The following is a 23,622-nucleotide window of genomic DNA, read 5'->3' on the forward strand; positions in this document are numbered from 1 at the left end:
CATGATCAACATATTGATTGTGGACGATCAGAAGCATATACGCGATGGCTTGCAGGCCATGCTGCGCCAATTTCCTCTGGAGCTTGACGCCGTCTATTGCGCCGCCAACGGGGTAGAGGCGCTGAATATCCTGCGCCGGCACAGCATTCAGCTGGTGATTACCGACATTATGATGCCAGATATGGATGGGCTCGAGCTTATGGCGCACACCAAAGAGGAACGGATCAAGGTGGAATATCTGATTATTAGCGGCTATAGCGACTTCGCCTATGCGCAGAAGGCAATCGGGCTTGGAGCCAAAGGGTATCTGCTCAAGCCGGTGAAGCGGGAGGACCTGCAGACTGCAGTTGAGCATGTATGGCAGGAGATCAAGACCCGGCAGGCGCTCTCGCGCAATATGAAGCATGTATCCCGCCGCGCCAAGGAGGCGGACCGCAAGGAGCTGTGCATGTATATGCAAGGCGCAGCCAATGACGAGGCATGGATTATTCAGACCCAGCAGCAGAATCCCGACCTGTGGCGCCATTACCGCCTGTGCCTGCTGCGGGAGGACATGTGGATTAACCAGCCGGGAGCAAGCAGCGCCCACAGCATGGAGTCCATTGCCTACCGGGTCTACGGCAGGCGGGGCTGCATGTGCCTTCAGCATGGCCCGCATCTGATTCTGGCGGTCGCTGCGGACGTCGATACAGGCGCTTTGCCCGCCGCGCTCAAAGCGGAGCAGATTGATGCCACTACCGTGATGACCAGTCCGCAGAAGGGGCTGAAGGGGCTGCCAGCCAGCTATACGCAAGTGCTGGAGCTGTATCGCCACAGCTATCTGTTCCCCGATAAACGCTGCATTCTCCCTTCGCATGCGGATCGGCTGGAGCAGCAGTGGGAGCTTCCATATGAGGAGATCTATGCCCTGTTCCAGCTGATCGGCACGAAGAATAGCGGCAAGATCGCTCAAGGCATCTCTTCGATGTTCCACAAGGATGTGCTGCAGCGCTACCATATCCGCTACACGCAGCAGCTCTGCCGGGCTATGGTGGAGATGTTCGAGGAGTATGAGCGCGTAATCCGACCGTATATGGGGGAGGAAGCGCTGGATATTGACTGCTTGCGCAATTTGTTCGACTATCCGGGCATTCGCGATTATATTCAGTCGCTGCAGCAGCAGCTGCTGCGGCTGAACCAATTCTATTATGAGTTCAAATGCAGCTACCGCAATTCGCAGGATCTGAACGAAGCCATTCGTTTCATACACGAGAGCTACCATAAGCCGCTTGATCTGGCGATGGTCTCCAATCATGTGTCGCTTAATTATGCGTACTTCTCCAATCTGTTCAAGAAAAATATCGGCAAGGGCTTCGCGGAATACTTGCGTGACGTGAGGCTGGATAAGGCGCGGAGGCTGCTTGCAGAGACAGAACACAAGATTGTAGAGGTTGCGGCAATGGTCGGGTATGAAAGCTATAAGAGCTTCACCCGCGCATTCCGGGATGTCATGAATATGCAGCCTACCGAGTATCGGGTGCTCATGCGGCGGAAGTATGAACGGGAAGATAAATACCAGGACACGGCGCTATGATTCCGATCATAGCGCTTTAATCTGCGCTTTAATCTAAAATATTGGGTCATAACAAAAACAATTGTACCTTTTCAGAGGATCGGGATATTCGATAGAATAAAAGTGTTCTCCCATGTAAGCGGTTTCCATAGGCCGAACGGGACATATTCGCATTGTCCAACACAGAAACCGCAGGCTCAATGAAAGCGAAATACTCGGCAGGAAAGCTTGAAGTCTAATGGCCTTGCAGAAGGTGTGCCAGCGGCTGTACATGAGCTAGCCATGTATGCGAAGCGGCAATCCCTATCTGTGCAAGCGGGCCTGCAGCGCGTCAGTCTTCATCTGCTGGCGAGCCTGCCTGGGCTTCACAAGGGAGTAACAGCAGGTCGCCATGATGGACATCGCTGACGAGCGAAGCACGCAATAATCGGGGAGCAAGCTTGGCTATTGGGACATTACTGCGCTTAATGGCACAGTTCCCTGCTTCTAATGAATACCATATTTATGATTTTTACTTAAAATTAACCTATTGATCATGGCGCAACAAACTTCTATGGATTAAAGGAGGACAAGTGTAATGCAATATTACTGGATGGAGAATAGATTAACGCGCAAAACATTGAGTTTGATCTTGGCTATTGCGATGGTCGTCAGCGTAGGGCTGCTGCCGCCGGCGGCGGTGCAGGCCAATGCTTCAACCGTCACCTCTATGGCTTACTTTTCCCCAAATGACGGACCTGTCATCTCCAAATCAGGGGTAGGCCAAGCCAGCTACGGATTTGTAATGCCAATCTTTAACGGCGGCGCTGCTACTTGGAATGATGTATCAGGCGATGTAGGCGTTAAGGTAAAGGTAGGGAGCAATTGGATCGACATTGACAGTGTCAGCGGCTATGTCTACAACCAGAACTGGGGGCATTGGAGCGACGGCGGAATGAACGGCTACTGGTTCATGCTCTCCGCTACTACGGAGATTCAGCTGTATTCCAAGGCTAATCCGGGAGTGACGCTGAATTATACCCTTCAATTCCAGAACATTAACAAAGCGACGATTACGTCCATGGCCTATACGCAAGGGCCTCAGATTACAGCGGGCTTTACGGGCGGAGCAGGCTTCACTTATCCGACCTTCAACAACAATGCGGCCGTTCCTTACGCGGCTGTTGCGGATGATCTGAAGGTATATGTGAAACCGGTGAGCAGCAGCACGTGGATTGATATTGAAAACAACGCAGCCAGCGGCTGGATCTATGACAACAACTTCGGCCAGTTCACGGAAGGCGGCGGCGGCTACTGGTTCACAGTAACGGAGTCCATCAATGTGAAGCTGGAGTCGAAGACATCTGGTGCGAACCTGGTCTACACGATCGTCTTCAATGTGCCGGTCAGAAATTCGTATACCCTGACTCCATATGACGGAACGACTTATACCGCGGATCAAAGCGGCGTCATCGGCATTCCGCTGCCTAAGATCGACGGCGGTGCGGCAATCGGCACGGAGCTGGGCAAGTTCGTCTACCAGATCAATGTGAACGGCCAATGGGTTGACATGGCGAATTCCAGCCAAAGCGGATTCAACTACTCTCCGAACGGCTACAACAATATGTCCGATGCCAATCAGTGGGGCTATTGGGCTGACTACATCTATGGACTTTGGTTCCAGCCGATTCAAGTAGATATGCAGATCCGTATCGGCTATCCGCTGAACGGCCAGTCTGGCGGCAGCGTAGGCAATAACTATGTCTATTACACCTTCATCGGCAACCCGAACGCTCCGCGTCCGGATGTAAGCGACCATGACGATATTGAGATCGGCACGCCAACCAATCCGGCTATCCAGAACTGGAATCTGATCTGGAACGATGAGTTTGCCGGCACCCAGCTCGATACGAGCAAATGGAATTATGAAACAGGCTATTACATTAGCAACGACCCTAACAGCTGGGGCTGGGGCAATGCAGAGCTGGCACATTATACTAACAGCTCGCAGAACGTATTTATTCAAGACGGAAAGCTTAATCTCAGAGCGCTCAACGAGCCGAAAAACTTCCCGCAGGACCCGACTCGTTATGCGCAATACTCCTCCGGCAAGCTGAATACAAAGGATAACTTCTCCTTCCAATACGGCAGAGTGGATATCCGGGCGAAGCTGCCAACAGGCAATGGCGTCTGGCCGGCCCTGTGGATGCTTCCGGAAGATTCGGCTTACGGCGCATGGGCGGCATCCGGCGAGATCGACATTATGGAGGCAAAGGGACGCCTGCCTGGCACAACTAGCGGAGCCTTGCACTTTGGCGGACAATGGCCGGTGAACCGCTATATTGCTGGCGAATACCACTTCCCTCAAGGGCAAACCTTCGCCAATGACTTCCATGTCTACTCCATGGTATGGGAAGAGGATAACTTCAAGTGGTATGTAGACGGCAAGTTCTTCTTTAAGGTATCAAGAGAGCAATGGTATTCCGTCGCTGCTCCGAACAATCCGAACGCTCCGTTCGATCAGCCGTTCTATCTCATTATGAACCTCGCGATCGGCGGATACTTTGACGGACTGCTCAGCCCGGATCCAGGCGATATCCCTGCAACGATGCAGGTCGACTATGTGCGTGTGTACAAGGAGAACGGCGGCGGTGGAAACCCGGGAAACATATCGGTGACTGGGGTTACGCTGAACCAGTCTTCTGCACAAGTGGAAGTAGGCAAGGACGTGCAGTTGAACGCTACGGTAGCGCCGGCTAATGCGACGAATAAGCAAGTGACGTGGACGGTATCGAACCAGAGTGTCGCTTCCGTGAATCAGAGCGGCAAGGTGACGGGGCTCGCCCCAGGCACAGCCACGGTCACAGCGACGACTGTTGACGGCAATAAGACAGCTGTAAGCACAATTACGGTGGTGCCTGCAGCGCCTACGGTCATTGTTATCGGTGACGCGGTACGCGGACTGAAGAAAATCGGCAACAACCTGCAGTTCTATGTCAATGGCGCGACCTTTGCGGACCTGCACTATAAAGTCAATGGCGGAGGCCAGCTTAATGTAGCGATGACTCCGACTGGCAACGGCAACTATACCTATGCGGTTAACAACCTGCAGCAAGGGGATACCGTTGAATATTTCTTCACTTACAATCCAGGTCAAGGCGCGCTAGATACACCTTGGTTCACTTATGTTCATGGGGTAACGCAAGGTACGCCTGAGTAAGCGATGATTTGGAGCATTTAATAGAAATGATATAGATAGGCGAGGGGAAGCATCGTTCCCCTCGCCTTCTTCTTGTTATATCGCCAGTGCTCCATATAGGGTTATGGCATTACATGCAGCGGGCCTGCTGCGCAATTAAGATAGTCCCTTTTGGCTAAACTTAGCAGTTTCAGCAACTTAAGGCGTGCTGCTTCCGTACATAAAAGAAAAGCAGGAGAGCAAAGGAGGAAGATGATGTATTTGGTATCGCAGCCAGGTTCCCTCACATCGGCCCAGATGGAAGCGATAGAGCGGAGTCTGGCCGTCTCATTCCCGCCGGGGTATATCCGGTTTATGGAGCGATTTGGCGCAGGAACGTATAGAGGGTGGATGAATGTCTACTCACCGGATCATGAGGTGCTTCGACCGTTCCCGGAATATGAATTATGGGAGCATGATGCGGACAGTCCGATTACGCAAGAGCAGATTGGCGAATGCATCGCAATAGGCCATACCGCAGATGGCGACTTTCTGGCGGTGCATCCGCAATCGCAGCAGCTGCTTTGGCTGCCCCGGCATGCGGAGCGTATTGAGCGTATGGATGTGCAGATTCAGGAGCCGATAAAGGATGACACATACGCTAAGGTATTAGATGACATCTACAGCCAAGCATACGGGGGCGGACAGCAGGGGGCGGTCTATTATGAGCCATGGTCTGATACGCGCAGTCATCGCTTTTTGCGGCTGCCGCCAGGAACGGATGGGCTGACGCTGCCGGTTCTGTCGGGTATGCTCCGGGAGGTTTTTTTGCCTAATTTGGCCATCGAAAATGAATATACTTGTCTGCTGTTTTATCAAGCGTTAGGCGGTTATGTACGTTTTAATTATGCCTACGGACAAGAAGTGGCGGTCATGTATGACAAGGATGCGATGGAGCCGTTCGCCGCTATGGAGCAATGGCTATTGTCAAACGGATGCGAAGGGTAGCTTCATCGGCGCTTTCTCGCACATTGCTAAAGGAAGGAGAGGAGCTGCTATGAACATAACCTTTGGCTTGGATACGCATGGCACATGTGTAGGCCAATTACAAGACGAGCTGCTGCCGCTCACTGATTTGGCGGAAGCTTGGACGTTTCCTTATCAAATCTATATGATGTGGCGTGTACTGCCGGAGAGCTATGAACGCAAAACCTTCAGGCGATTCGATAGCCGGGATCAGACACTTACGCTGGATATGAGCATCCCCTATGAGCCGTATTCGCGAATGTCCAAAAACGAACAGCGCGAGGCGTTAGGGTTGCTGCTCTATTCGTATTTGGCCGAGTCGATTGCAAAGTACAAGAAGTATGCGGATACGGAGGAGCAACAGCAATTATTGGCGAAGGTGAAGAGCTGGATGCTGGAGCATAATTGGCTGGAGGGGAAGATCGAGCAGGCGAGGAAGCTTCTTGCGCAGGACATCGGGCTATACGATGTCAGTAAGCAGCTGCACATGTCCCTGGAGGAAGTGGAATATATTCTGCTTCGCATGAATGGTTACGAGCAGACTGACGTACATCCCGACAATATCGTTGCCGGCAAAGCGACGCCCTATCATTTATGAGGGAAGTGGTGGGAGAAGGTGAATCAAGCGCAGGCGGCACCGGCTGAGAGGAGAGCATACAATGAATGACGCGCTAATGGAAAGGCTGGCAGCCTTTCTCCATCGAACAAATAATCACACTCTAGTAGGCATTCCGGCAAGCCAAGAGGAAGTGGCCCAGGCTGTGCAGCGCCTGGGCATTTGCTTTCATGTTTCTGAATCCGGCCGGCGAAGTGATGATCTGCTTCCATGTTGAACATAGAACAAAGCCTATTGCAGACGCCGTGGTCTTAAATAGGCTTGCTCCAGATATTGAGTCGCTAGCTTTCGTCGAATCCTAGATTGACCGGTTCGAGGGGCAGTTCTTCCGGTGTCAGCATATTGGTGGAAGGGACGGAGAGATCCACTTCCTCAAAGGAGAAGCCGTCGGCCCACACGGTCCCTGTCCCGATCAATAGCACGCCGAAGTGGATCGAGGCGCTCTCTTCGGGCACATCCAGCACAATGGCATAGTAGTTCCAGTCGGTTGTCCCTTGAACAGGGCGATTGTCCATATTATCGAATTGAATGCTGTCGCTTGCGGCATTGTCCACTCTGCACCAGACGCCGCATTTCACTGCGTCCTCTGTTCTCATGAAGCAGGATACCTTAATGCGCTTGCCTCTCCACTTCTCCGCTGAAAAACTTTGCATCATCGTTCCGAATTGGCCTTCTCCGGCATTTCCAGTTGAAGCCAGCCGCCCCGATCTGGTACCCGTATGAAAAACCTTACTGTCCGATTTTATCTCATACAACTGGGGATGCGAGCCGCTTAAAAACCACCCTTTGATCAACGTTTGTCCACTCATCTTATCGTCCTCCATTCCTTGTAATGTGCGCATGAGCTTGCGGTATTTTCCCGGCGGCAATTGATAGAGCTCCTTGAAAGAACGAGTGAATGCCTCTTGGGATTGAAACTGCAGGTCAAAAGCAATGTGAATAATCGATTCATCCGAATAAAGCAAGTACATCGCAGCGGTAGCTAATCGCCGTTTCCGAATGTAGTCGCCAATCGTAATGCCGGTTTCTTGCTTGAACAGCCGGGACAAATGAAATTTGGAGTACCCGATGCGCGCAGCATAATCCTCCAATTGCCACTCTTCCAGCAAGTGCTGCTCCAAAGAGGAAATGACATCTCTCGTTACTTTGCTATACATATTGCTCACCTCACTTATAAGTTTAGAGGATAGGCGACCATTATTTTTGATTAAAATTGCTATATCCATAGCTTCCATTAGAATAAGCCATCCCTAGGGATGGCTTTTAAGCGCGCAGTGATATTCTTATTCCTGCATCCGTGTTGCTTCAAACACGTAGGTTTGGCTGGCATGAGCAGGCGCCTGGCCGTATTCGAAGTCGGCCGATACGACTATATTGGAGAAACCGATGCTCTCCAGCACGAGCTTAAATTCTTCTATACCATACCATCGCAAGCCAAAACGCTGCATTTCCGTCTGAATCAACGTCCCGTCGCGCCACTTCTCATATCGCAGATGGGAGACCTTATATTGATGAAGCAGGTCGGCTTCTACGAGCTTCTCTTCCAGCGTAATGCTGTCACCGCTCGGCAAATGGTAAGTCGACGTTGGCCCAATTTTGCCAATTTCGAAATGAGTGTCGGGCAGGAACAAGTCCAGAATAAGGCGCCCGCCTGGCTGAAGATGCTGATACAGGTTCTTCAGAACGGTAATGGACTCCTCGCGTTTCTCGATCAGCAGGAAAGAGCCTGCTGGAATAATGATGGCTTCATATTGATCAGGCAGGGACAGCTTGTGGAGATCCGATTGATACAGGCTGGCGGTAAGCCCTCGCTCCTCTAGGCGCTGACGGCAAGAAGCCAGCATATCTGAAGAATAGTCCACGCCGTCGATCTGAAGTCCTGCCTCGAGGAGAGGAATCAGAACACGTCCCGAACCAACCATCGCTTCCAGAATACGCCCCTTGCAGGGTGCCAATCTTTCGCGGTAATAGTCAATCTCTCTCCCGAAGGATTGTCCCACCTTCTTCGTCAGGTCATAAACCTCTGTACACAATTCGCCGTAATAGCTAAAAGACATATTATTTTCCCTCCGCTTTCGTCATGGTTACACGGAACGGGACCGTAGTTGTATTATCCCTTCCGCACCGTATGCATGGATGCTGCGCTTGAAAGGACTGTCATGGAAATCACTCGCCTTTATGTAAAATTACTTCTATTTTAGTTGAGCTGTGGGGAGGACTTCAAGTTACAGAATGGTTTAAATCAAATTGGCTGTTTGTTGACCCGCATACAGATAAAAGGTAAGGTTCTGCAAAGAAAACAGACCCAGTCGAAGCGACTGAGTCTGCCATTTAATTGGATTGGGTTTTTAAGAAACTTCTTTAGTACCGCAAGCGGATGGAATGTTTTTATTCTCGTTCGCTTCGAAGGATACGTATTTCGTATTGTAGCAATTGTAGTAATAGATGGAATAGAAGTTTTTATAGCCTGGTTGCAGCGAATTCCCGTTGCTGCTCCAGCCAACGATACTTTCGGTATTCGTGCTTGTAAAACCATTAGCTTCAGTGAATGGAACCCACGTTCCATCTGATTTCTTCACCTGCACATTGGTCCAGTCCATTTGGGAATACGAAATTTTGGTATAGGCTGCGCCATCATTATAACTGTGGTCATAAGTATCGTTGGTAAACTTAACGTTGAATGTTTTGCCAGTGCCTAGGTTTCTCGTGTGTGTAAAGTAGGTGTTGCCATTAGGTGCGTTCGGGCTCGCAATATAATAAGTGGCGTTGCCGGTGCTGGGGTTGTATTCGAGTGTGAATGTAACGGTCTGTTGCCCGCTTTGGAATTTATCCGTTCCGATCGCTGTTTCGGTTGTGACGAATGTTTTTACAGTATCTCCTCCGTCTGGATCCCACGGTGAACCGCCCGCAAATTTGCAGCCAGGCTCAAATCCGCCCGGTCTGGAGGAAGATCTGGACATGCCGCATTCGGCGACAGATCCGCCGCTCAGGTTGTTAAAGCCGACATAAAAAGCGAGGTAGTCGCCGGCGGTAGGGCTATAATTATGCAGTGTATAGGTTTGAGGTATCTTGACTGTTGCTTTTATGCCGATATAGCCGTTAGAAGTGACTTTTGTTCTTGTAAGGGATGCGTTGTAGTTATTGGCAGGTCTGTCGTTCGTGTAGGCTGATAATTGCTGGGGCACGATCAGGGCCAAGATCAGCAACAAAGAGTATAACAGTCTTGTTTTATTCATCACTGCACCTCATTTGATTTTATTGGAAATATCCGGCCGGATAACGAAAATTATAGCATGCGAAAAATCAAATGGAATGGGTCGAAATTACCATAAATATACTTCCATATATTATATATGGAAGTTCCATAAAATCTTAATATGTGAGCCCTTACATCCCTTTCATAAGTCCGAGGCAGATACATGAAAGACTGATAGATTACCCAACATTTGCTAGGCATGTATCGTATAATAGGGACTATGCTGTCTCTAGAATGTGACTAGGAGAGAATACGACTTGTCTATACTTTCATCAGCAAAACCGTTCCCCAAAATAAAATTGATATTTTGGATTGGTCTGGTACTAGTAGTCGCATCAGGAGCTAGGATGCTATGGATGGAATGGTTCCATCTGCAAAAGCAGGTCACCATTCAGAACGGACAACTAGACCTGCGCGATTGGCGCGTAGAGGATGGAGATGTGCTGCTGCTGGATGGGGAGTGGGAGTTCTATCCCTCACAGTGGCTGATTAGCGGCGGACGCGAGCGAGCTGCTGAAGCCGGTGCAGTGCTCATTCCTGTTCCAGGAGGATGGAATAAGGCGCTGAATGCTGAGCAGCCGACTCCGTACGGCTATGGCTCATATCGCCTTATTCTACATGTAGACCCCGGCAAGAATCAGAATTACAGCGTCCGGGTGCCAAGCGTACGCACTTCATCCGAATTGTACGTCAACGGCCGGCTGCTTGCCGGATCGGGAGGGGTTGCGGATACGGAGGACGGGTATACGGCCAAAAATCTGCCGTACTCCACCACTTTTACAGCCGATGAGAATGGCGTCATTGAACTTGTCATTCAGGCGGCCAATTACGTGGATAGCCGCAATAGCGGCATTGCCCGTTCCATTAAATTCGGTTCAGAGGATGCGATAGCCCGGGAGATGAAAATCTCCGTATCCATGCAGCTGATGGCAACGGTAATCTTCCTCATGCACTCCGTCTATGCGTTTATACTCTTTTTGCTCGGCAATAGGGAGAAGAAGCTGCTTTACTTTTCTTTACTGACTTTATGTATTTCATTTGCCAACTTGTTAAGCAACGATGAGAAGCTGTTTCATCAATTGTTTTATATCGGCACGACTTGGGATTTCCGGCTGGCCAACTGCGCTTTGATGCTCGGCGTCTACGCGTTGCTGCAATGCACGAATCATCGCGAGCTTCGGTATTGGCGCCGCATTTCTCCTTTCGTAACCGTCATGATTTTGGGTGCTGCCGTGATTACGTTGTTCTTGCAGCCTGAGCAGATCATTACTATTTTTCCGGTGTATATGCTGAGCGGAGGCATTGCCATTGTCGTTACGGTTATTGCGATAGCGAAGGCCGTCATCAAAGATATTAGGAGCAATCTGCTGCTGCTGATTGCCTTTCTAGTGCTGGTGCATCATTATGTGTGGTCATTATTTTGGCGGGATAGCGGGCTCAGTCTGGTCTATTATCCGTTCGACCAGATCCTGGCGATGGGATGTCTGGCTTCTGTCTGGTTCAAGCAATACTTCAACATGCATGCCCATACGAAAGAGATTGCAGCCACCCTGCAGCGAATGAATGAGCACAAGGATCAATTCCTGGCTAATACCTCGCATGAGTTTCGGAATCCGCTGCATAGCATTTTGATTATGTCGCAGACAGTCTTGAACAGGGAGCGGCATCTGATGCAGGCCCGGAGCGTCAAGGAGCTGGAGACGGTGCTGACGGTAGGACGCCGCCTTACTTTGATCCTCAATGATTTGATCGATGCCATGAGTCTGCGGGAGGGCAACCCGCGCCTGCACAAGACATCCGTCTCGATTCCGTCCATCGTTACCGGAGTGCTGGATATGCTGCAATATCATGCGGAAGCGAAGTCGCTGCGGATTGCCAATGAAATTCCGGTGAACTTCCCGCCAGTCTATGCGGATGAGAACCGGGTCATTCAGATCATCTTTAATCTCCTGCACAATGCCGTAAAATACACGAACGAGGGAAGTATCGTGATTCAGGCTGCTATTAAGGATGGCAAAGCGCATATCACCATTAAGGATACAGGGATTGGAATGGAGGAAGAACTGCTGAAGCGCTTGTTCCGTCCCTATGAGCAAGCGGGCAGAAGCGAGACGATGATTGAAGGAGGCTTTGGCCTTGGCTTAAGCATATGCAAGCAACTGGTGGAGCTGCATGGCGGTACATTGGATGTGTCCTCTGAAGCTGGAGGAGGCTCTACGTTCACCTTCTCCTTAGAGCTTGCCGAGATGGGCGCTTGGAATGAGGTTGCAGCTGCAAGCTCCTATGACTCGGAAGGCAGGACGATGATAGCATCGGATGAGAGCGCTGCGGCTTTGGCTGATGCTCTGCCAGTACTCCCAGCTGTAGAGACCAAGCGTGATCGTCCGTGTCTGCTCATTGTGGATGATGATCCCGTCAATCTTCAGGTGCTGGAATCGATTCTGCCTTCGGACGAATACGAGACGGCTATGGTCACGAGCGGCAAGGAAGCACTGGTTTTGCTTGATCAGAGGGAGTGGGATCTGGTGATCTCGGATATTATGATGCCGCAGATGTCCGGCTATGAGCTGGCGCGAATCATTCGCGGGCGCTTCACGCTTACGGAGCTGCCGATTCTGCTCATTACTGCAAGAAGCCAGCCGGAGGACATTCAAAGCGGGTTTATGGCAGGTGCCAATGATTATGTGACCAAGCCGGTGGATGCTACGGAATTGAAGTCGCGGATCAAAGCGCTTATTACGATCAAGCAATCCGTTCGGGAGCAGCAGCGATTGGAAGCGGCATGGCTGCAGGCGCAAATTCAGCCGCACTTCCTCTTCAATGCGCTGAATGCCGTAACGGCGCTAAGCAATATTGATTTGAACAAGATGCGACGCTTGCTGGATGAGTTCAGCAATTTCTTGAGGAACAAATTCAAATTTCACAACATGGACGGGCTGGTGCCGATTGAAGAGGAGCTAAGTCTGGTTCACTCCTACCTCTATATTGAGCAGGTTCGGTTCGATGAGCGGCTGAAGGTGAATTGGGAGATCGGGGAGTGCAGGGATTTGAAGGTGCCGTTCCTGTCCATCCAGCCGCTGGTGGAGAATGCGATTATACACGGCGTAATGAAGCGGGTTCGCGGAGGGCGGATTGAAATTCGAATCGCCGTTCACGATACGCATACGGAAGTCATGGTTGAAGATGATGGTGTCGGGATGGATGAATCCCAGTTGGAGCAGCTATTGGAGCGAAAACCGGATAGCCAGTCGGGGGTCGGATTAATCAATACCGATCAGCGGTTGAAGCGGCATTTTGGCACGGGACTGCAGATCAGCAGCGTGCCTGGCAAAGGGACGAAGGTCATCTTTCATGTGCGCAAAAAGTGAATAGGAAAGGAACATTTGTAATATAATTCGTGATTCGAAACCAGCTACCTGCTATTCGACCGAAATGATTTTACCGGGATGCTTTGAGCGAAGCGGAACACATTATGGGGATCATACTTCCGCTTGATCTTCTTCAGCCTGGCGAAGTTTACGCCATAATAAGCTTTGGGCCAATTCTTGATCTGGAGATCGGGGAAGTTCACGTAATCGCCCTTCACATATGGACTCAGCGCTTTGCGGAACTTCTCCACCCACTGAATATTCCGCTGCTGCTCCCGGTTGTTTCTCCATCTTGCTGACAGCTCATAGATCGTCTCTGCCTTCCGGTGCGGATAGGCTGTTGCGGTCGGTGAGACCCTGCTCACTGCGCTGCCGGCCCCCCCTAAGCTTTGGCTCCATACGGAGGAATGCTTGTTAGGCGCTTTGGACAGGAACTCGCGAATAACCCGCACACCGTCGCGGGGCAGGGGATGGAATCCGTAAGCTCCCGTAATCTTGAACTTCGGCTCCAAATTGAGATCAGCCTCGGCGAAGAAGCGAGTGGCTTCAATAAACGGTACAGTCCGCACTATCACCTTTACCGGCGTCCCTGTCCGCAATAAAGGCCGGATTAACCGCCGCAATTCCTTCGCGCTGCCGAGCAGTTGGCCGGTAGACACGATCGTTCCCACCTGTCTCGCAGCTACCTCTATAGTTGAAGTCAATCGGTTCGTCACAGATGGCGCCCAGCGCTGCCAAGCGGGGAATACCTTCTCCAGATCGCGCCATCTCCAGGTGATGCTGTAAATGGACACTGTCTTGATCGGTCTCACCCGGAAGGTATAATCCGCAGCCACTCCAAAATTCCCTCCACCGCCCCCCCGCGATGCCCAGAGCAGATCGGAATGCTTTTTCTTATTGGCAATGATCGTTTTTGCTCCGAAACGACCTGAAGCAACGACCATCTTCACTTGCAGCAGATTATCGCAGGTCAGTCCGTATTTGCGCGACAGAAGTCCAATTCCGCCGCCTAGAGCCAGTCCGCCGACGCCTACATCAGGTGCGGTGCCGGCCGGCAAGGCCACTCTCTTATTCCATAGCTTCCTATATACGCGGGCAAGAGGATTGCCCGTCTGTACATGGGCCACCATCCTCTTGCGATCCACCTGAACTTTATTCATCTCGCTCACGTCGATAATGATGCCGCCATTGACCGAGGAAAATCCCTCATAGCTGTGCCGCCCGCTGCGCACTCGCAGCCGTACGCCCCGCTCGCGAGCCCACTTCACTGCATGGACTACATCCTGCGTCCGCCTGCAAAAAACGATAACCCGCGGAAACTTGGAGAAGCGCCTGTTGAATTCCATTCTGGCTTTATTGTACGTCGGGCTTCCCGGCAATACGATTCTTCCGGTCAAGCGGGTGCCCGTTTTTCTTCGGCTTTGCGCCAATGAATCCACCATCCCTCGTTATGGAGTAAGCTGTGTTGTTGCTTATTCCTATGTCGGGACACTTGACCTGGCAACGGCGTTTGCCTGGGAGAAGAATGACTAGTTGCTTTAGGAAGGCAAGGGGGCGTTTAAATCTATTCAAAATACCGGATGCTAAAAAAAGTTTGGGCGCGATGAAAAATATAAGCCTCCTCAGTTGTATTTAAAGTGAAAGGAGGTGCTGAGGTGTACAATTCATATGAGCTCAATGAATCTGTACGGCGGGCCTTGGATCAATATTCGCAAAGCATGATCAAGATTGCTTTTACGTATCTGAAAAATATAGCGGACGCAGAGGAAGTGGCGCAGGACGTATTTCTCGCCTACTTACAGAAGCGACCCGTATTTGAAAGCAGCGAGCATGAGAAGGCATGGCTGATTAGAACGACGATTAATAAAAGTAAAAATATGCTGAAAACCGGATGGTTCAAAAGCAGGAATCCTGTTCCCGAAGACTTAAGCTACCTCCCGAAAGAAGAAAATGAGGTTCTACAGGCCGTGCTGGCTTTGGACAAGAAGTATCGAATTCCGATTCATCTGCACTATTATGAGGGATATTCTATCCAGGAAATTGCAGCTATTATGCGGACCAAGTCGGCAACGGTTGGAACATGGCTTGCAAGAGGACGCCTTATCTTAAAAGAAAAGATTGGAGGCCTGGAGGATGAAAAAATCAGTTTATAAATCGGCGATGTCTCGTGTGAAGACCAGCGAGAACTTTGAAGAGGCAACGTACCGGAAGCTGATGTCCGAAATGGAAAAAACAACACCATCAAAGATAAATGACCAAAAGGAGCGGGTTAGAATGAATACAGCGAAAAAAAGAACGATTACAGGCTGGTCTATCGGAATTGCGGCATGTGCGGTATTGTCGGTGAGCTTGATTGCCACGAATCAGACGGCGCCCAAGCTGCCGGGCCAGCCCCCAACGACAATTACACAACCGCCGATTTCGGGCAAAGTTGCCGTGAATATCGACGGTGTTATTACGGAAGTAAGCGCGGACGGCAAAAGCTTCAAGGTCGGCGATCTATGGGTTCAAGTAACCGATCAAACGAAGCTAGGCAGCAACGAGCCAACGGCAACAGCGCCTTCTGAAGAGCTTCTTCAAAAGGAATTCAAAGTCGGCAACATCGTCTCGGGTTATACCTCCCAGGATGTGGGCAGCGGCAAAGTAACGGCAGACGTCATCTACAACAACATGGCACCGGCGAAGGAGGAAGCAAGCGCACCGCCGGTTACAGGCAAGGCAATGGTGAATATTGACGGACAAATTACTGAAGTAAGCGCAGACGGCAAGAGCTTCAAAGTAGGCGATCTTTGGGTAACGGTAACCGACGACACGCTTCTCGGCATCCCAGGCCCGACTGCGGCTGAGCCTTCCGAAGAGCTGCTGCAGAAGGAGTTCAAAGTGGGCAATATCGTATCCGGTTATACATCGGAAGATCTGAGCACAGGTAAAGTGAACGCGACACGCATCTACAACAACATGGCTCCGCAACAATAAGATCGGGCTTTAATAATATGCAAATAAACTGCAAGATCGCGTCCTATGGGGGCGGTCTTTGCAGTTTTTTTGTTGCGTGAAGCGGAAAACTGTAGGATCTGAATGGGAGAAAGCCTATCTTGGAATTCTATAAGCGGAGGTGATTCTGGTGAAGATGAAAGAATCCATATCAGAACGGGAGCAGGCAATCCAAAAGGTCCGAGAGTTGATCAAAGGCATCGATGTAGCGATGCTGACCACGATCTCGGGCGAAGATGGCCTCGTATCCCGTCCTATGAAGACGCAGGAAATCGAGTTCGACGGAGATTTATGGTTCGTGACGATGAAGGATACCGCTAAATTCCAAGAAATTCGGATCAGTCCCAGCGTGAACGTCTCATACGCGGGACAATCCTATGTATCGATTAGGGGCAAAGCCGAATTTGTAGAGGATCTGGAGAAGAAGAAGGAATACTGGAACAAGGCGTATGAGAAGCTGCTGCATGCTTCCTACGATGACCCGAATGTCGTCCTGATTAAGGTTCATGCAGAGACAGCGGAATATTGGGAGAGCGGCAGTATCATCAAGTCGGCGAAGCTCCTGCTTCATCAATTGACGGGAGCGGGCGGGGACAGCAAGCTGAACGAGACCGTCCAGCTGAACTAGCGCCCCTAGGCACTGACTGCTTGCTTATGTCCGAGGCGGATGCTGCGGGTCATCCGAGCCGCGTCCTACATATTCCAGGGCTTGCATATGCGTTTTGGTCAGATCAATGAGCTCCTGAATGAACTCTTCCTGGGAGGCTCGGAATCCCGTCTCAATCCAGTGGCGCACCAGCCCATAGAAGCCGTAGGCCGTGTACCGCTTGAAGTAGTCCATATTGACGGGCATCCGATTAATCGTCTCGAACCGGAATTGCTCATGGTAGATCTTCAGCAGCGTCTGAGGAAATCCCGTATGGAGCCCCGGCAGGGTGTCCTCGTACATGATCAGCTCGAAGAAGTCGCGATTCTCGTATATGTACGACAGAATGCGGAAGGAGGGGACGCCGAGCTTGTCCGTATGGACCTTCTGCCCAGGGGAGTAAGGCTCTCCGACAGCCGCTTCCAGTCCTTGCAGCATCGTATTCAGCAGATCTTCCGCCAGCTCGATCTTGTCTTGGTAATGCACATAGAAGGTGCTCCGGTTATAGGCGGCTCCTTCCACGATATCCTTTACCGTCACTGTATGATAGCCCTTCTCCTTCACCAGCTTGATGAAGGCTGAGCGCAGATGCTCTCTCGTCCGGTTCTGCCTGCGGGTTGCGGCCGTCCGTTCTTTATCCATTCTCCAGGCCTCCTTCGAAAAAAGACACTTTTCCCGTGTGTGTCGACGAATGCGACACATCGCAAAAGGTTGCTGATTGTGATCTATATTCAGAGTCGTACAATGAAATTGTAGTCAAAATTAAACAGATGCGTATAGCTTCTGCAAGCATACGACTCTATTATACGGGAGGTTTCCTTAATGGGTAAACTCGAAAACAAAGTCGCCATTATCACAGGCGGAGCATCCGGCATTGGCGCCGCTACAGCACGTCTATTCGTGTCCGAAGGCGCGAAGGTCGTGCTGGTCGATCTGAACGAAGAGAAAGGCAAGGCGTTCGAGCAGGAGCTGAAAGCGTTAGAGGCGGATGCGCTGTTCGTAAAGGCTAATATTACAAGTGAAGAAGAAGTGGCTGGCGTGTTCCAGCAGGCGAAGGATGCTTTTGGACGCGTAGATATCGTGTTCAACAACGCGGGCATCGGACGTGTGCATCCGACGCATGAGCTGGAGTATGCCGAGTGGCGCAATACGGTGAACGTGGACCTTGACGGCGTGTTCCTGGTCGCCCGCGAGGCGATTCGGGCGATGCTGGCATCCGGCGGCGGCACTATCGTCAATACCGCTTCGATGTACGGCTGGGTGGGATCCCCAGGCTCCGCGGCTTATAATGCGGCCAAGGGCGGCGTTGTGAACCTGACTCGTTCGCTTGCGCTTGAATACGCGGAGAAGAATATTCGTGTGAACGCGCTGTGCCCAGGGTTTATTGATACGCCGATCATTCCGGAGGAGAGCAAGCAAGCACTATCAGCTATGACGCCGATGAAGCGTCTTGGACAAGCGGAAGAGATGGCGAAGGCCGTATTGTTCATGGCCAGCGACGATTCTTCCTTCATGACGGGCGGCAGCCTGATCGTGGATGGCGGTTATACGGCTCAGTAATAGATATGGTCCACGGCGGAAGCCTGTTACTCACTCCCAAGGTGAGCGGCAGGCTTTTTTTATTTGGAAAAAACCCTTGAAAGTGACGCTGCGTCATTTTGTATAATCAACCCAGAACACTTCAAGGAGATGATTGTCATGAAATCCGGAGACATTATTATTTATGCTTGCGTCATTGTTGGCGCCGGGATCGGCCTTATGCTGGATCAGGCGCTCCCTGGCGTGCTGGTCGGATTAGGGTTGGGCTATATGATCAAGTATGCTATAGATAACAAAAAGGAAGAATAGATTTCGGTGGTGGGGGGTGCAAGGAATTGATTCATATCAAAGAGGTTGCTAAGCAGACACAAATTACGGTTCGAACGCTCCGTTATTATGATCAGATTGGTCTGCTCTCAGCTCCTTCCAAGACAGAAGGGGGACATCGTCTTTATTCCGAGGAAGAGCTGAAGAAGCTGCAATACATTCACTTTTTCAAGCGTATGGGATACAAATTGCAGGAGATTAAAGACATGCTGTCAGACCCCGAATGGGATTGGTCGTCGGGCTTGAAGAGCCAGCTGGCCTTTATTCTTGAGGAACAGAGGCGCTTGAGAAGCATGGAGCTGTCTATGCGTGAGCTTATTAACGGAATTGCCGTCGAGGGCGGGAATGAGCCGCTGGCGGTCCAGAAGCTTATTCAGCTGTCGAACCAGCACAAGAAGGGGCTGCCGGATTTGAAGGAGCATCAGTTGAAGGCCAAGGAACCGGATCTCTGGGCCAAGCTTCCCAAGATGAATGGCGAAGACCCGGATTCGCTGGAGTGGATTGCGCTGCTGGGCCAGATCAAGCGCTTGATCAAGGGCGATCCGGCTTCATCGAAGGTGCAGAATATTATACGGCGAATGGCAGAGAAGCAGGGGGAGCAATTCGGGGATGAGGAGCAGTTCGTCAATGAGCTGTGGGAGATCAGAAAGTCGCCTAAGCAATCGGAGCAGCTCGGGCTTTATCCAATCGAGCAGGAAGTGCTTGATTTCATGGAGCAAGCATTCCAGATCTATCTCTCTGCTGCAGATAGCAGAATAAGCAAGGAGGAGACAGATGAGCACTGAGCTGCTGATTACAGTGGGAGGGTTGGCTTTATTAGATACGCTAAGTCCTGCGACCTTGGGCGTGACGGTGTACTTGCTGCTTACGGAGAAAGAGCGGCTCAGCTCCCGTCTCATGATCTATCTGGCGACAGTTGCCGTTTTTTATTTTTCCGTAGGCGCTGCTTTGATGCTGGGTCTGGATGCGCTGCTCCCGGCTATGACATCGCTATTGGAGAATCGTACGATCAGCTGGGGATTGTTCATCTTGGGCGCCCTGTTGTTCATCGCAAGCTTCTATTATCCCAAGAACAAAAAATCATCGAATATGCCGCGGCTAAGATCCAAGAGCATGGCTGCCATGATTGCGCTTGGCTTTACAACATCGTTAGTCGAGGTTGGAATGGCTTTTCCGTATTTTGCGGCTATCGGGCTGATGACAGCCCATCAATTGCCGTTGCTCCAATGGCTGCCGCTGCTGGCCGGATACAATTTCATTATGGTGCTGCCGCCGCTGGTCGTATTTGTCCTGCATAGCTTGCTAGGCAGAGTGATGCAGAGACCGCTGGAGAAGCTTCAAGCTTACTTCGCCAAGCATTCGGGATCGGCTGCCTCTTGGATTATGTGTATTGTCGGATTAATCCTGATCTTTAATACGTTGGACTATCTATGAGGAGAGTGCAGGGGAAGCCTGCAGCGCTTTATTCAAAACCAAAGCCGAGTCCCTGGCATATACTGGGGCAAAGCTTTGGTTTTTTGTGTGGATTGGGTTGGTAAAGGAAGCTTTCTCCCGACTTAACAGCAACAGGATCGCAGCACTAAAATTTAACGGCTTTCAAATACCAACTAACTATCATATAATAGTATATATATTAAATTCAAAATATTTTGTTGTTCGGATTAGTTTTTCATTTAGAAAAGGTGCGTGACTGGTTCGCACCCTGCTTTGCTATGTACTTTGAGCGGGAGGTCTTACATCTTTTCTTTAAATATTAGCGTGTAAGGGCGGTAAAAATGGGTGACAAACAAACCAAATCAGACGTTATCTTAATTGGTGCTGGCATTATGAGTGCAACTTTGGGGGCATTGCTGAAGGAACTGGTCCCCAGCTGGAAAATCACGGTGTTTGAGAAGCTGCCAAGCGCAGGCGAAGAAAGCTCGAATGAATGGAACAATGCCGGAACCGGCCATGCGGCTCTGTGCGAGCTGAACTACACTTCCGAGAAGAAGGACGGGTCTGTAGACATCGGCAAAGCGATCCAAATCAATGAGCAATTCCAAGTCTCCATGCAGTTCTGGTCTTACCTGGTGAACAACAATTTGCTTCGCAATCCTCAGGACTTTATTATGCCCATCCCGCATATGAGTCTAGTCCAAGGGGACAAGAATGTCGCTTTCTTGAAGAAGCGCTATGAGGCCATGTCCGCGAATCCATTGTTCAAAGGCATGGAATTCTCCGAAGATCCGAAGAAGCTGATGGAATGGATTCCGCTCATCATGCAGAACCGCAATGTGGGCGAAAAGATTGCAGCTACGAAAATTGACACGGGCACGGACGTGAACTTTGGCGCTTTAACGCGCATGATGTTTGACTATCTGAAGAGCCAGAACGTGGATATCAAGTACAAGCATAGTGTCAATAACATGAAGCGTACGGGCGATGGCGGCTGGGAGCTGAAAGTGCGCAATGAAACCAGCGGCACAACCGAGCATCATACAGCCAAATTCGTATTTATCGGCGGCGGCGGCGGAAGCCTTCATCTGCTCCAGAAATCCGGCATCCCAGAAGGCAAGCGCATGGGAGGTTTCCCGGTCAGCGGTATATTCATGGTGTGCAACAACCCTGAGGTGGTTGAGCAGCATCACGCGAAAGTATACGGCAAAGCGAAGGTCGGCGCGCCTCCGATGTCGGTGCCGCATCTGGATACCCGTTTCATCGACAACAAGAAATCGCTGCTCTTCGGTCCGTTCGCAGGCTTCTCGCCGAAGTTCCTGAAGACGGGCTCCATGTTCGACTTGATCACTTCCGTCAAGCCGAATAACTTGTTCACCATGCTGGCGGCAGGGGCGAAGAACATGTCGCTGACCAAATATCTCATCGAGCAAGTGATGCTGTCGAAGGAGAAACGTATGGAGGAGCTTCGCGAGTTTATCCCGAATGCCCGTATCGAGGACTGGGATCTCGTGGTAGCCGGCCAGCGCGTGCAGGTCATCAAAGATACGGAAGCCGGCGGCAAAGGCACGCTCCAATTCGGAACGGAAGTCGTCAGCGCGGCTGACGGATCAATCGCCGCTCTGTTAGGCGCTTCACCAGGCGCATCGACGGCAGTATCCGTTATGCTTGAAGTATTGAACAAGTGCTTCCCGCAGCATATCAAGGAGTGGGAGCCGAAGATCAAAGCTATGATTCCTTCGTATGGCGAGTCCTTGTTGAATAATCCTGCTCTGCTTGAGGAAGTTCATGCTACGACAGCACAGACGCTTCGCTTAAGCCGGGAATTGCAGCCAGTCTAGCCCTTATATCCATCATCAACGAATGATGCGGCCTTTTATCCATGAATAGATGGATGGGGCCGCTTTTGTTATACCCGGCTGGCTGCAAACCTTAGACAAAGCGCGGCTTCTATGATATGGTATCTGTAATCCATAGGCATTCCACTCTTTCTCGAGTGGGGTGCCTTCGCGCGTATTAAGGGGTTTTTACATTAAATGTATAGCTCTATGGGCGCGAGAAGGGTTATGGGAGGTGATGCTATGTTTCTCTTTGTATCCCCGCCAGGGGAGGGTTCAGCGATTAGGCAATTCACGCTAAATTCATGAAGAGGAGCGAATTTATTATGGCAAAAAGCTTACTAGCAGAAAAACGTACTCATATGAATACATCGGCGCTTCGAAATCTGCGTCACTCGGGCCGCATTCCCGGCATCGTATTCGGCAGGAACAAAAGTAATGAGATGATTCATATTTCAGCCATAGAATTTCAGAGATGGCTCAGGCAAGACGGATCGGGCATTATTCAATTGGAGCTAGAGGGGAACATGCAATTGCCGGTATTGCTGGAAGATCTTCAGCGCCATCCGGTCACACAGGATGTGATCCATATCGACTTCCAGCATGTACAATCGAATGAGAGCGTGCGCACCAAGGTTGCCGTCAAGTTCCTGGGCACAGCAGTGGGCACTAAGTCCGGCGGCGTCGTGCAAATCCATAAGGAATTTATCGAAGTGGAGACGTTGCCTCAGCACTTGCCGAACGTCATTGAACTCGATATTAGCGGCATGGATATTGGCGAGTCGCTGTATATTAGAGACGTCGAGTTTGCCCCGGAAGTAACGGTTCTCTCAGGAGCCAATGATTTCCTCGTATCTGTCGCCAAGCCTTAATTTGACTCAAAAAGAAGCTTTCCTCTCCATGATTATGAAGGGGAAAGCTATTTTTGCAGGGCACAACTATGCACGATAGACTTCAATGACTACAGAGTCTGACCCCTTTTTCCTCGCATGTAATGATTTCAATGGAATCCTCTATGAACTGCCTTCGATTAATGGGAGCACGATGGCCCAATTACTACTGTATAAACTCAGCCAAGCTTATCTCCCGCTTTTCATATTCCGCACCGATCTCCTTCAGCTGTGCCTCTACATTCTCGGCACCTTGATGAATTCCCTTATACACAAGGAGAGGCATCGACTCCATATATGCTCTTGCTTGCGCGTAGTCGCAGGAAAACTTCTTTTTGATAAACGCCAGCGTCTTCAGCTTGTTGCTGCCTTCACCTGTAATGAAGATCTTGTAATAGGTGTATGTTTCGGATTCATCTGTATCCCAATCCAAGGAGCTGCTTGGCGGCAGAAGGACGCTGCGAAGAAAGTCGGTCAGATTGTCGTACGCGATGTCAAAATCCCATGACCCCGTGCCATGCTCCGCGGCATACACAACGGTATCTCCTCTGGAGAGATCGATACAATAGGGATCGCCTTCATCGCTGGCAATGACCAGGTAATGGCTGGGCCATTCTTCGAAGACTTCATTCGTCTCCGGATTATGGCTGTACCCCCATTGCCCTCTCTCCAAATCCATGGCGCCAAAAATGTCCAGGTTTACATAGTCGCCGGTACTCCATGTGACGGATTGCGGAGCATAGCGCTTCAAAAAATACAGGTACTCTTCCGGCAATGCGTACTTGCTGACGATATTATGGAAGGGCTGCTCCTCCGCTTCTCCCGCCAACGACATAGGATATCGGCTGTAATGCTGAGGGTCTTGATCCTGAAGCTCCTGTATGCAGCTCCGCATCTCTTCAATAATATGATCAATGGCTGGGAATGACTGATTCATAAGGCCTCCACCTTTCCTAACTTAAATCCTGCAACACCATTT

21 protein-coding genes are annotated in these 23,622 nt (G+C 50.6%); 15 read left to right on the plus strand and 6 right to left on the minus strand.

Going from position 1 to position 23,622, the window contains the following annotated elements; all coding sequences use genetic code 11:
• Position 1 precedes the first annotated feature (1 nt).
• From D3P09_RS24680 to D3P09_RS24695, 5 genes are all read left to right on the plus strand, one after another.
• Positions 2 to 1,573, plus strand: coding sequence for a response regulator (locus tag D3P09_RS24680; RefSeq protein WP_120114105.1), 1,572 nt, complete (start codon positions 2 to 4; stop codon positions 1,571 to 1,573).
• Between the two features lie 207 nt (positions 1,574 to 1,780).
• Positions 1,781 to 1,960, plus strand: a complete 180-nt coding sequence (locus D3P09_RS27445) for a hypothetical protein (protein WP_133305054.1) — start codon at positions 1,781 to 1,783, stop codon at positions 1,958 to 1,960.
• Between the two features lie 169 nt (positions 1,961 to 2,129).
• A complete protein-coding gene (locus D3P09_RS24685) occupies positions 2,130 to 4,751 on the plus strand; it encodes a family 16 glycosylhydrolase (RefSeq protein ID WP_120114106.1) in 2,622 nt (873 codons plus the stop codon).
• 231 nt (positions 4,752 to 4,982) lie between these two features.
• The gene (locus D3P09_RS24690) at positions 4,983 to 5,717 is read left to right on the plus strand and encodes an SMI1/KNR4 family protein (RefSeq protein WP_243644463.1); all 735 of its coding nucleotides are present in this window, start codon (positions 4,983 to 4,985) and stop codon (positions 5,715 to 5,717) included.
• Positions 5,718 to 5,766: 49 nt separating this feature from the next.
• Complete coding sequence (locus D3P09_RS24695) at positions 5,767 to 6,333, plus strand: hypothetical protein (protein WP_120114108.1); 567 nt, start codon at positions 5,767 to 5,769, stop codon at positions 6,331 to 6,333.
• A gap of 299 nt (positions 6,334 to 6,632) precedes the next feature.
• Here D3P09_RS24695 and D3P09_RS24700 read toward each other — a convergent pair whose 3' ends face one another.
• From D3P09_RS24700 to D3P09_RS24710, 3 genes are all read right to left on the minus strand, one after another.
• Positions 6,633 to 7,508 (minus strand): helix-turn-helix transcriptional regulator, encoded by an 876-nt coding sequence (locus D3P09_RS24700; RefSeq protein ID WP_120114109.1) that lies wholly within the window; start codon positions 7,506 to 7,508, stop codon positions 6,633 to 6,635.
• 126 nt (positions 7,509 to 7,634) lie between these two features.
• Positions 7,635 to 8,408, minus strand: coding sequence for a class I SAM-dependent methyltransferase (locus tag D3P09_RS24705; RefSeq protein ID WP_120114110.1), 774 nt, complete (start codon positions 8,406 to 8,408; stop codon positions 7,635 to 7,637).
• A 291-nt stretch (positions 8,409 to 8,699) separates the two neighbouring features.
• Positions 8,700 to 9,587, minus strand: a complete 888-nt coding sequence (locus D3P09_RS24710) for a hypothetical protein (protein ID WP_120114111.1) — start codon at positions 9,585 to 9,587, stop codon at positions 8,700 to 8,702.
• A gap of 367 nt (positions 9,588 to 9,954) precedes the next feature.
• Between D3P09_RS24710 and D3P09_RS24715 the strand changes: the two genes are divergently transcribed.
• Positions 9,955 to 12,975 (plus strand): ATP-binding response regulator, encoded by a 3,021-nt coding sequence (locus tag D3P09_RS24715; protein ID WP_120114112.1) that lies wholly within the window; start codon positions 9,955 to 9,957, stop codon positions 12,973 to 12,975.
• Between the two features lie 44 nt (positions 12,976 to 13,019).
• On the opposite strand, the gene D3P09_RS24720 is transcribed toward D3P09_RS24715, so the two are convergent.
• Positions 13,020 to 14,405, minus strand: a complete 1,386-nt coding sequence (locus D3P09_RS24720; RefSeq protein WP_243644466.1) for an FAD-binding oxidoreductase — start codon at positions 14,403 to 14,405, stop codon at positions 13,020 to 13,022.
• Between the two features lie 225 nt (positions 14,406 to 14,630).
• Between D3P09_RS24720 and D3P09_RS24725 the strand changes: the two genes are divergently transcribed.
• From D3P09_RS24725 to D3P09_RS24735, 3 genes are all read left to right on the plus strand, one after another.
• A complete protein-coding gene (locus D3P09_RS24725; RefSeq protein ID WP_120114114.1) occupies positions 14,631 to 15,128 on the plus strand; it encodes an RNA polymerase sigma factor in 498 nt (165 codons plus the stop codon).
• Positions 15,109 to 15,951: a DUF5666 domain-containing protein gene (locus D3P09_RS24730; protein ID WP_120114115.1), complete on the plus strand. Its 843-nt coding sequence runs from the start codon at positions 15,109 to 15,111 to the stop codon at positions 15,949 to 15,951. The genes D3P09_RS24725 and D3P09_RS24730 overlap by 20 nt, the downstream gene beginning before the upstream one ends.
• Before the next feature lie 154 nt (positions 15,952 to 16,105).
• Entirely contained in the window at positions 16,106 to 16,597 is a 492-nt protein-coding gene (locus tag D3P09_RS24735) for a pyridoxamine 5'-phosphate oxidase family protein (RefSeq protein WP_120114192.1), read from the plus strand.
• A 24-nt stretch (positions 16,598 to 16,621) separates the two neighbouring features.
• Here the strand turns inward: D3P09_RS24735 and D3P09_RS24740 are convergent, their stop codons facing one another.
• Positions 16,622 to 17,257: a TetR/AcrR family transcriptional regulator gene (locus tag D3P09_RS24740; RefSeq protein WP_120114116.1), complete on the minus strand. Its 636-nt coding sequence runs from the start codon at positions 17,255 to 17,257 to the stop codon at positions 16,622 to 16,624.
• Between the two features lie 180 nt (positions 17,258 to 17,437).
• Between D3P09_RS24740 and D3P09_RS24745 the strand changes: the two genes are divergently transcribed.
• From D3P09_RS24745 to D3P09_RS24765, 6 genes are all read left to right on the plus strand, one after another.
• On the plus strand, positions 17,438 to 18,175 hold the full coding sequence (locus tag D3P09_RS24745) for an SDR family NAD(P)-dependent oxidoreductase (protein ID WP_120114117.1): 738 nt from the start codon (positions 17,438 to 17,440) through the stop codon (positions 18,173 to 18,175).
• Positions 18,176 to 18,313: 138 nt separating this feature from the next.
• The gene (locus D3P09_RS27860; protein WP_165867575.1) at positions 18,314 to 18,463 is read left to right on the plus strand and encodes a hypothetical protein; all 150 of its coding nucleotides are present in this window, start codon (positions 18,314 to 18,316) and stop codon (positions 18,461 to 18,463) included.
• Between the two features lie 26 nt (positions 18,464 to 18,489).
• On the plus strand, positions 18,490 to 19,266 hold the full coding sequence (locus tag D3P09_RS24750) for a MerR family transcriptional regulator (protein WP_120114118.1): 777 nt from the start codon (positions 18,490 to 18,492) through the stop codon (positions 19,264 to 19,266).
• Entirely contained in the window at positions 19,256 to 19,915 is a 660-nt protein-coding gene (locus D3P09_RS24755; protein WP_120114119.1) for a GAP family protein, read from the plus strand. The genes D3P09_RS24750 and D3P09_RS24755 overlap by 11 nt, the downstream gene beginning before the upstream one ends.
• Before the next feature lie 341 nt (positions 19,916 to 20,256).
• A complete protein-coding gene (locus tag D3P09_RS24760) occupies positions 20,257 to 21,756 on the plus strand; it encodes a malate:quinone oxidoreductase (protein ID WP_120114120.1) in 1,500 nt (499 codons plus the stop codon).
• A 323-nt stretch (positions 21,757 to 22,079) separates the two neighbouring features.
• A complete protein-coding gene (locus tag D3P09_RS24765) occupies positions 22,080 to 22,625 on the plus strand; it encodes a 50S ribosomal protein L25 (protein ID WP_120114193.1) in 546 nt (181 codons plus the stop codon).
• Positions 22,626 to 22,809: 184 nt separating this feature from the next.
• Here D3P09_RS24765 and D3P09_RS24770 read toward each other — a convergent pair whose 3' ends face one another.
• A complete protein-coding gene (locus tag D3P09_RS24770) occupies positions 22,810 to 23,580 on the minus strand; it encodes an SMI1/KNR4 family protein (protein WP_120114121.1) in 771 nt (256 codons plus the stop codon).
• Positions 23,581 to 23,622 lie beyond the last annotated feature (42 nt).

Origin of the sequence: Paenibacillus pinisoli (assembly GCF_003605435.1) — a bacterium.
In the GTDB taxonomy this organism is placed as follows: domain Bacteria; phylum Bacillota; class Bacilli; order Paenibacillales; family Paenibacillaceae; genus Pristimantibacillus; species Pristimantibacillus pinisoli.

Bases quoted from the DNA above. Each gene is read 5' to 3' on its own strand.
- D3P09_RS24680 (WP_120114105.1), top strand. From the start codon at position 2: ATGATCAACATATTGATTGTGGACGATCAGAAGCATATACGCGATGGC.
- D3P09_RS24685 (WP_120114106.1), top strand. From the start codon at position 2,130: ATGCAATATTACTGGATGGAGAATAGATTAACGCGCAAAACATTGAGT.
- D3P09_RS24690 (WP_243644463.1), top strand. From the start codon at position 4,983: ATGATGTATTTGGTATCGCAGCCAGGTTCCCTCACATCGGCCCAGATG.
- D3P09_RS24695 (WP_120114108.1), top strand. From the start codon at position 5,767: ATGAACATAACCTTTGGCTTGGATACGCATGGCACATGTGTAGGCCAA.
- D3P09_RS24700 (WP_120114109.1), bottom strand. From the start codon at position 7,508: ATGTATAGCAAAGTAACGAGAGATGTCATTTCCTCTTTGGAGCAGCAC.
- D3P09_RS24705 (WP_120114110.1), bottom strand. From the start codon at position 8,408: ATGTCTTTTAGCTATTACGGCGAATTGTGTACAGAGGTTTATGACCTG.
- D3P09_RS24710 (WP_120114111.1), bottom strand. From the start codon at position 9,587: ATGAATAAAACAAGACTGTTATACTCTTTGTTGCTGATCTTGGCCCTG.
- D3P09_RS24715 (WP_120114112.1), top strand. From the start codon at position 9,955: ATGCTATGGATGGAATGGTTCCATCTGCAAAAGCAGGTCACCATTCAG.
- D3P09_RS24730 (WP_120114115.1), top strand. From the start codon at position 15,109: ATGAAAAAATCAGTTTATAAATCGGCGATGTCTCGTGTGAAGACCAGC.
- D3P09_RS24735 (WP_120114192.1), top strand. From the start codon at position 16,106: ATGAAAGAATCCATATCAGAACGGGAGCAGGCAATCCAAAAGGTCCGA.
- D3P09_RS24740 (WP_120114116.1), bottom strand. From the start codon at position 17,257: ATGGATAAAGAACGGACGGCCGCAACCCGCAGGCAGAACCGGACGAGA.
- D3P09_RS24745 (WP_120114117.1), top strand. From the start codon at position 17,438: ATGGGTAAACTCGAAAACAAAGTCGCCATTATCACAGGCGGAGCATCC.
- D3P09_RS27860 (WP_165867575.1), top strand. From the start codon at position 18,314: ATGAAATCCGGAGACATTATTATTTATGCTTGCGTCATTGTTGGCGCC.
- D3P09_RS24755 (WP_120114119.1), top strand. From the start codon at position 19,256: ATGAGCACTGAGCTGCTGATTACAGTGGGAGGGTTGGCTTTATTAGAT.
- D3P09_RS24760 (WP_120114120.1), top strand. From the start codon at position 20,257: ATGGGTGACAAACAAACCAAATCAGACGTTATCTTAATTGGTGCTGGC.
- D3P09_RS24765 (WP_120114193.1), top strand. From the start codon at position 22,080: ATGGCAAAAAGCTTACTAGCAGAAAAACGTACTCATATGAATACATCG.
- D3P09_RS24770 (WP_120114121.1), bottom strand. From the start codon at position 23,580: ATGAATCAGTCATTCCCAGCCATTGATCATATTATTGAAGAGATGCGG.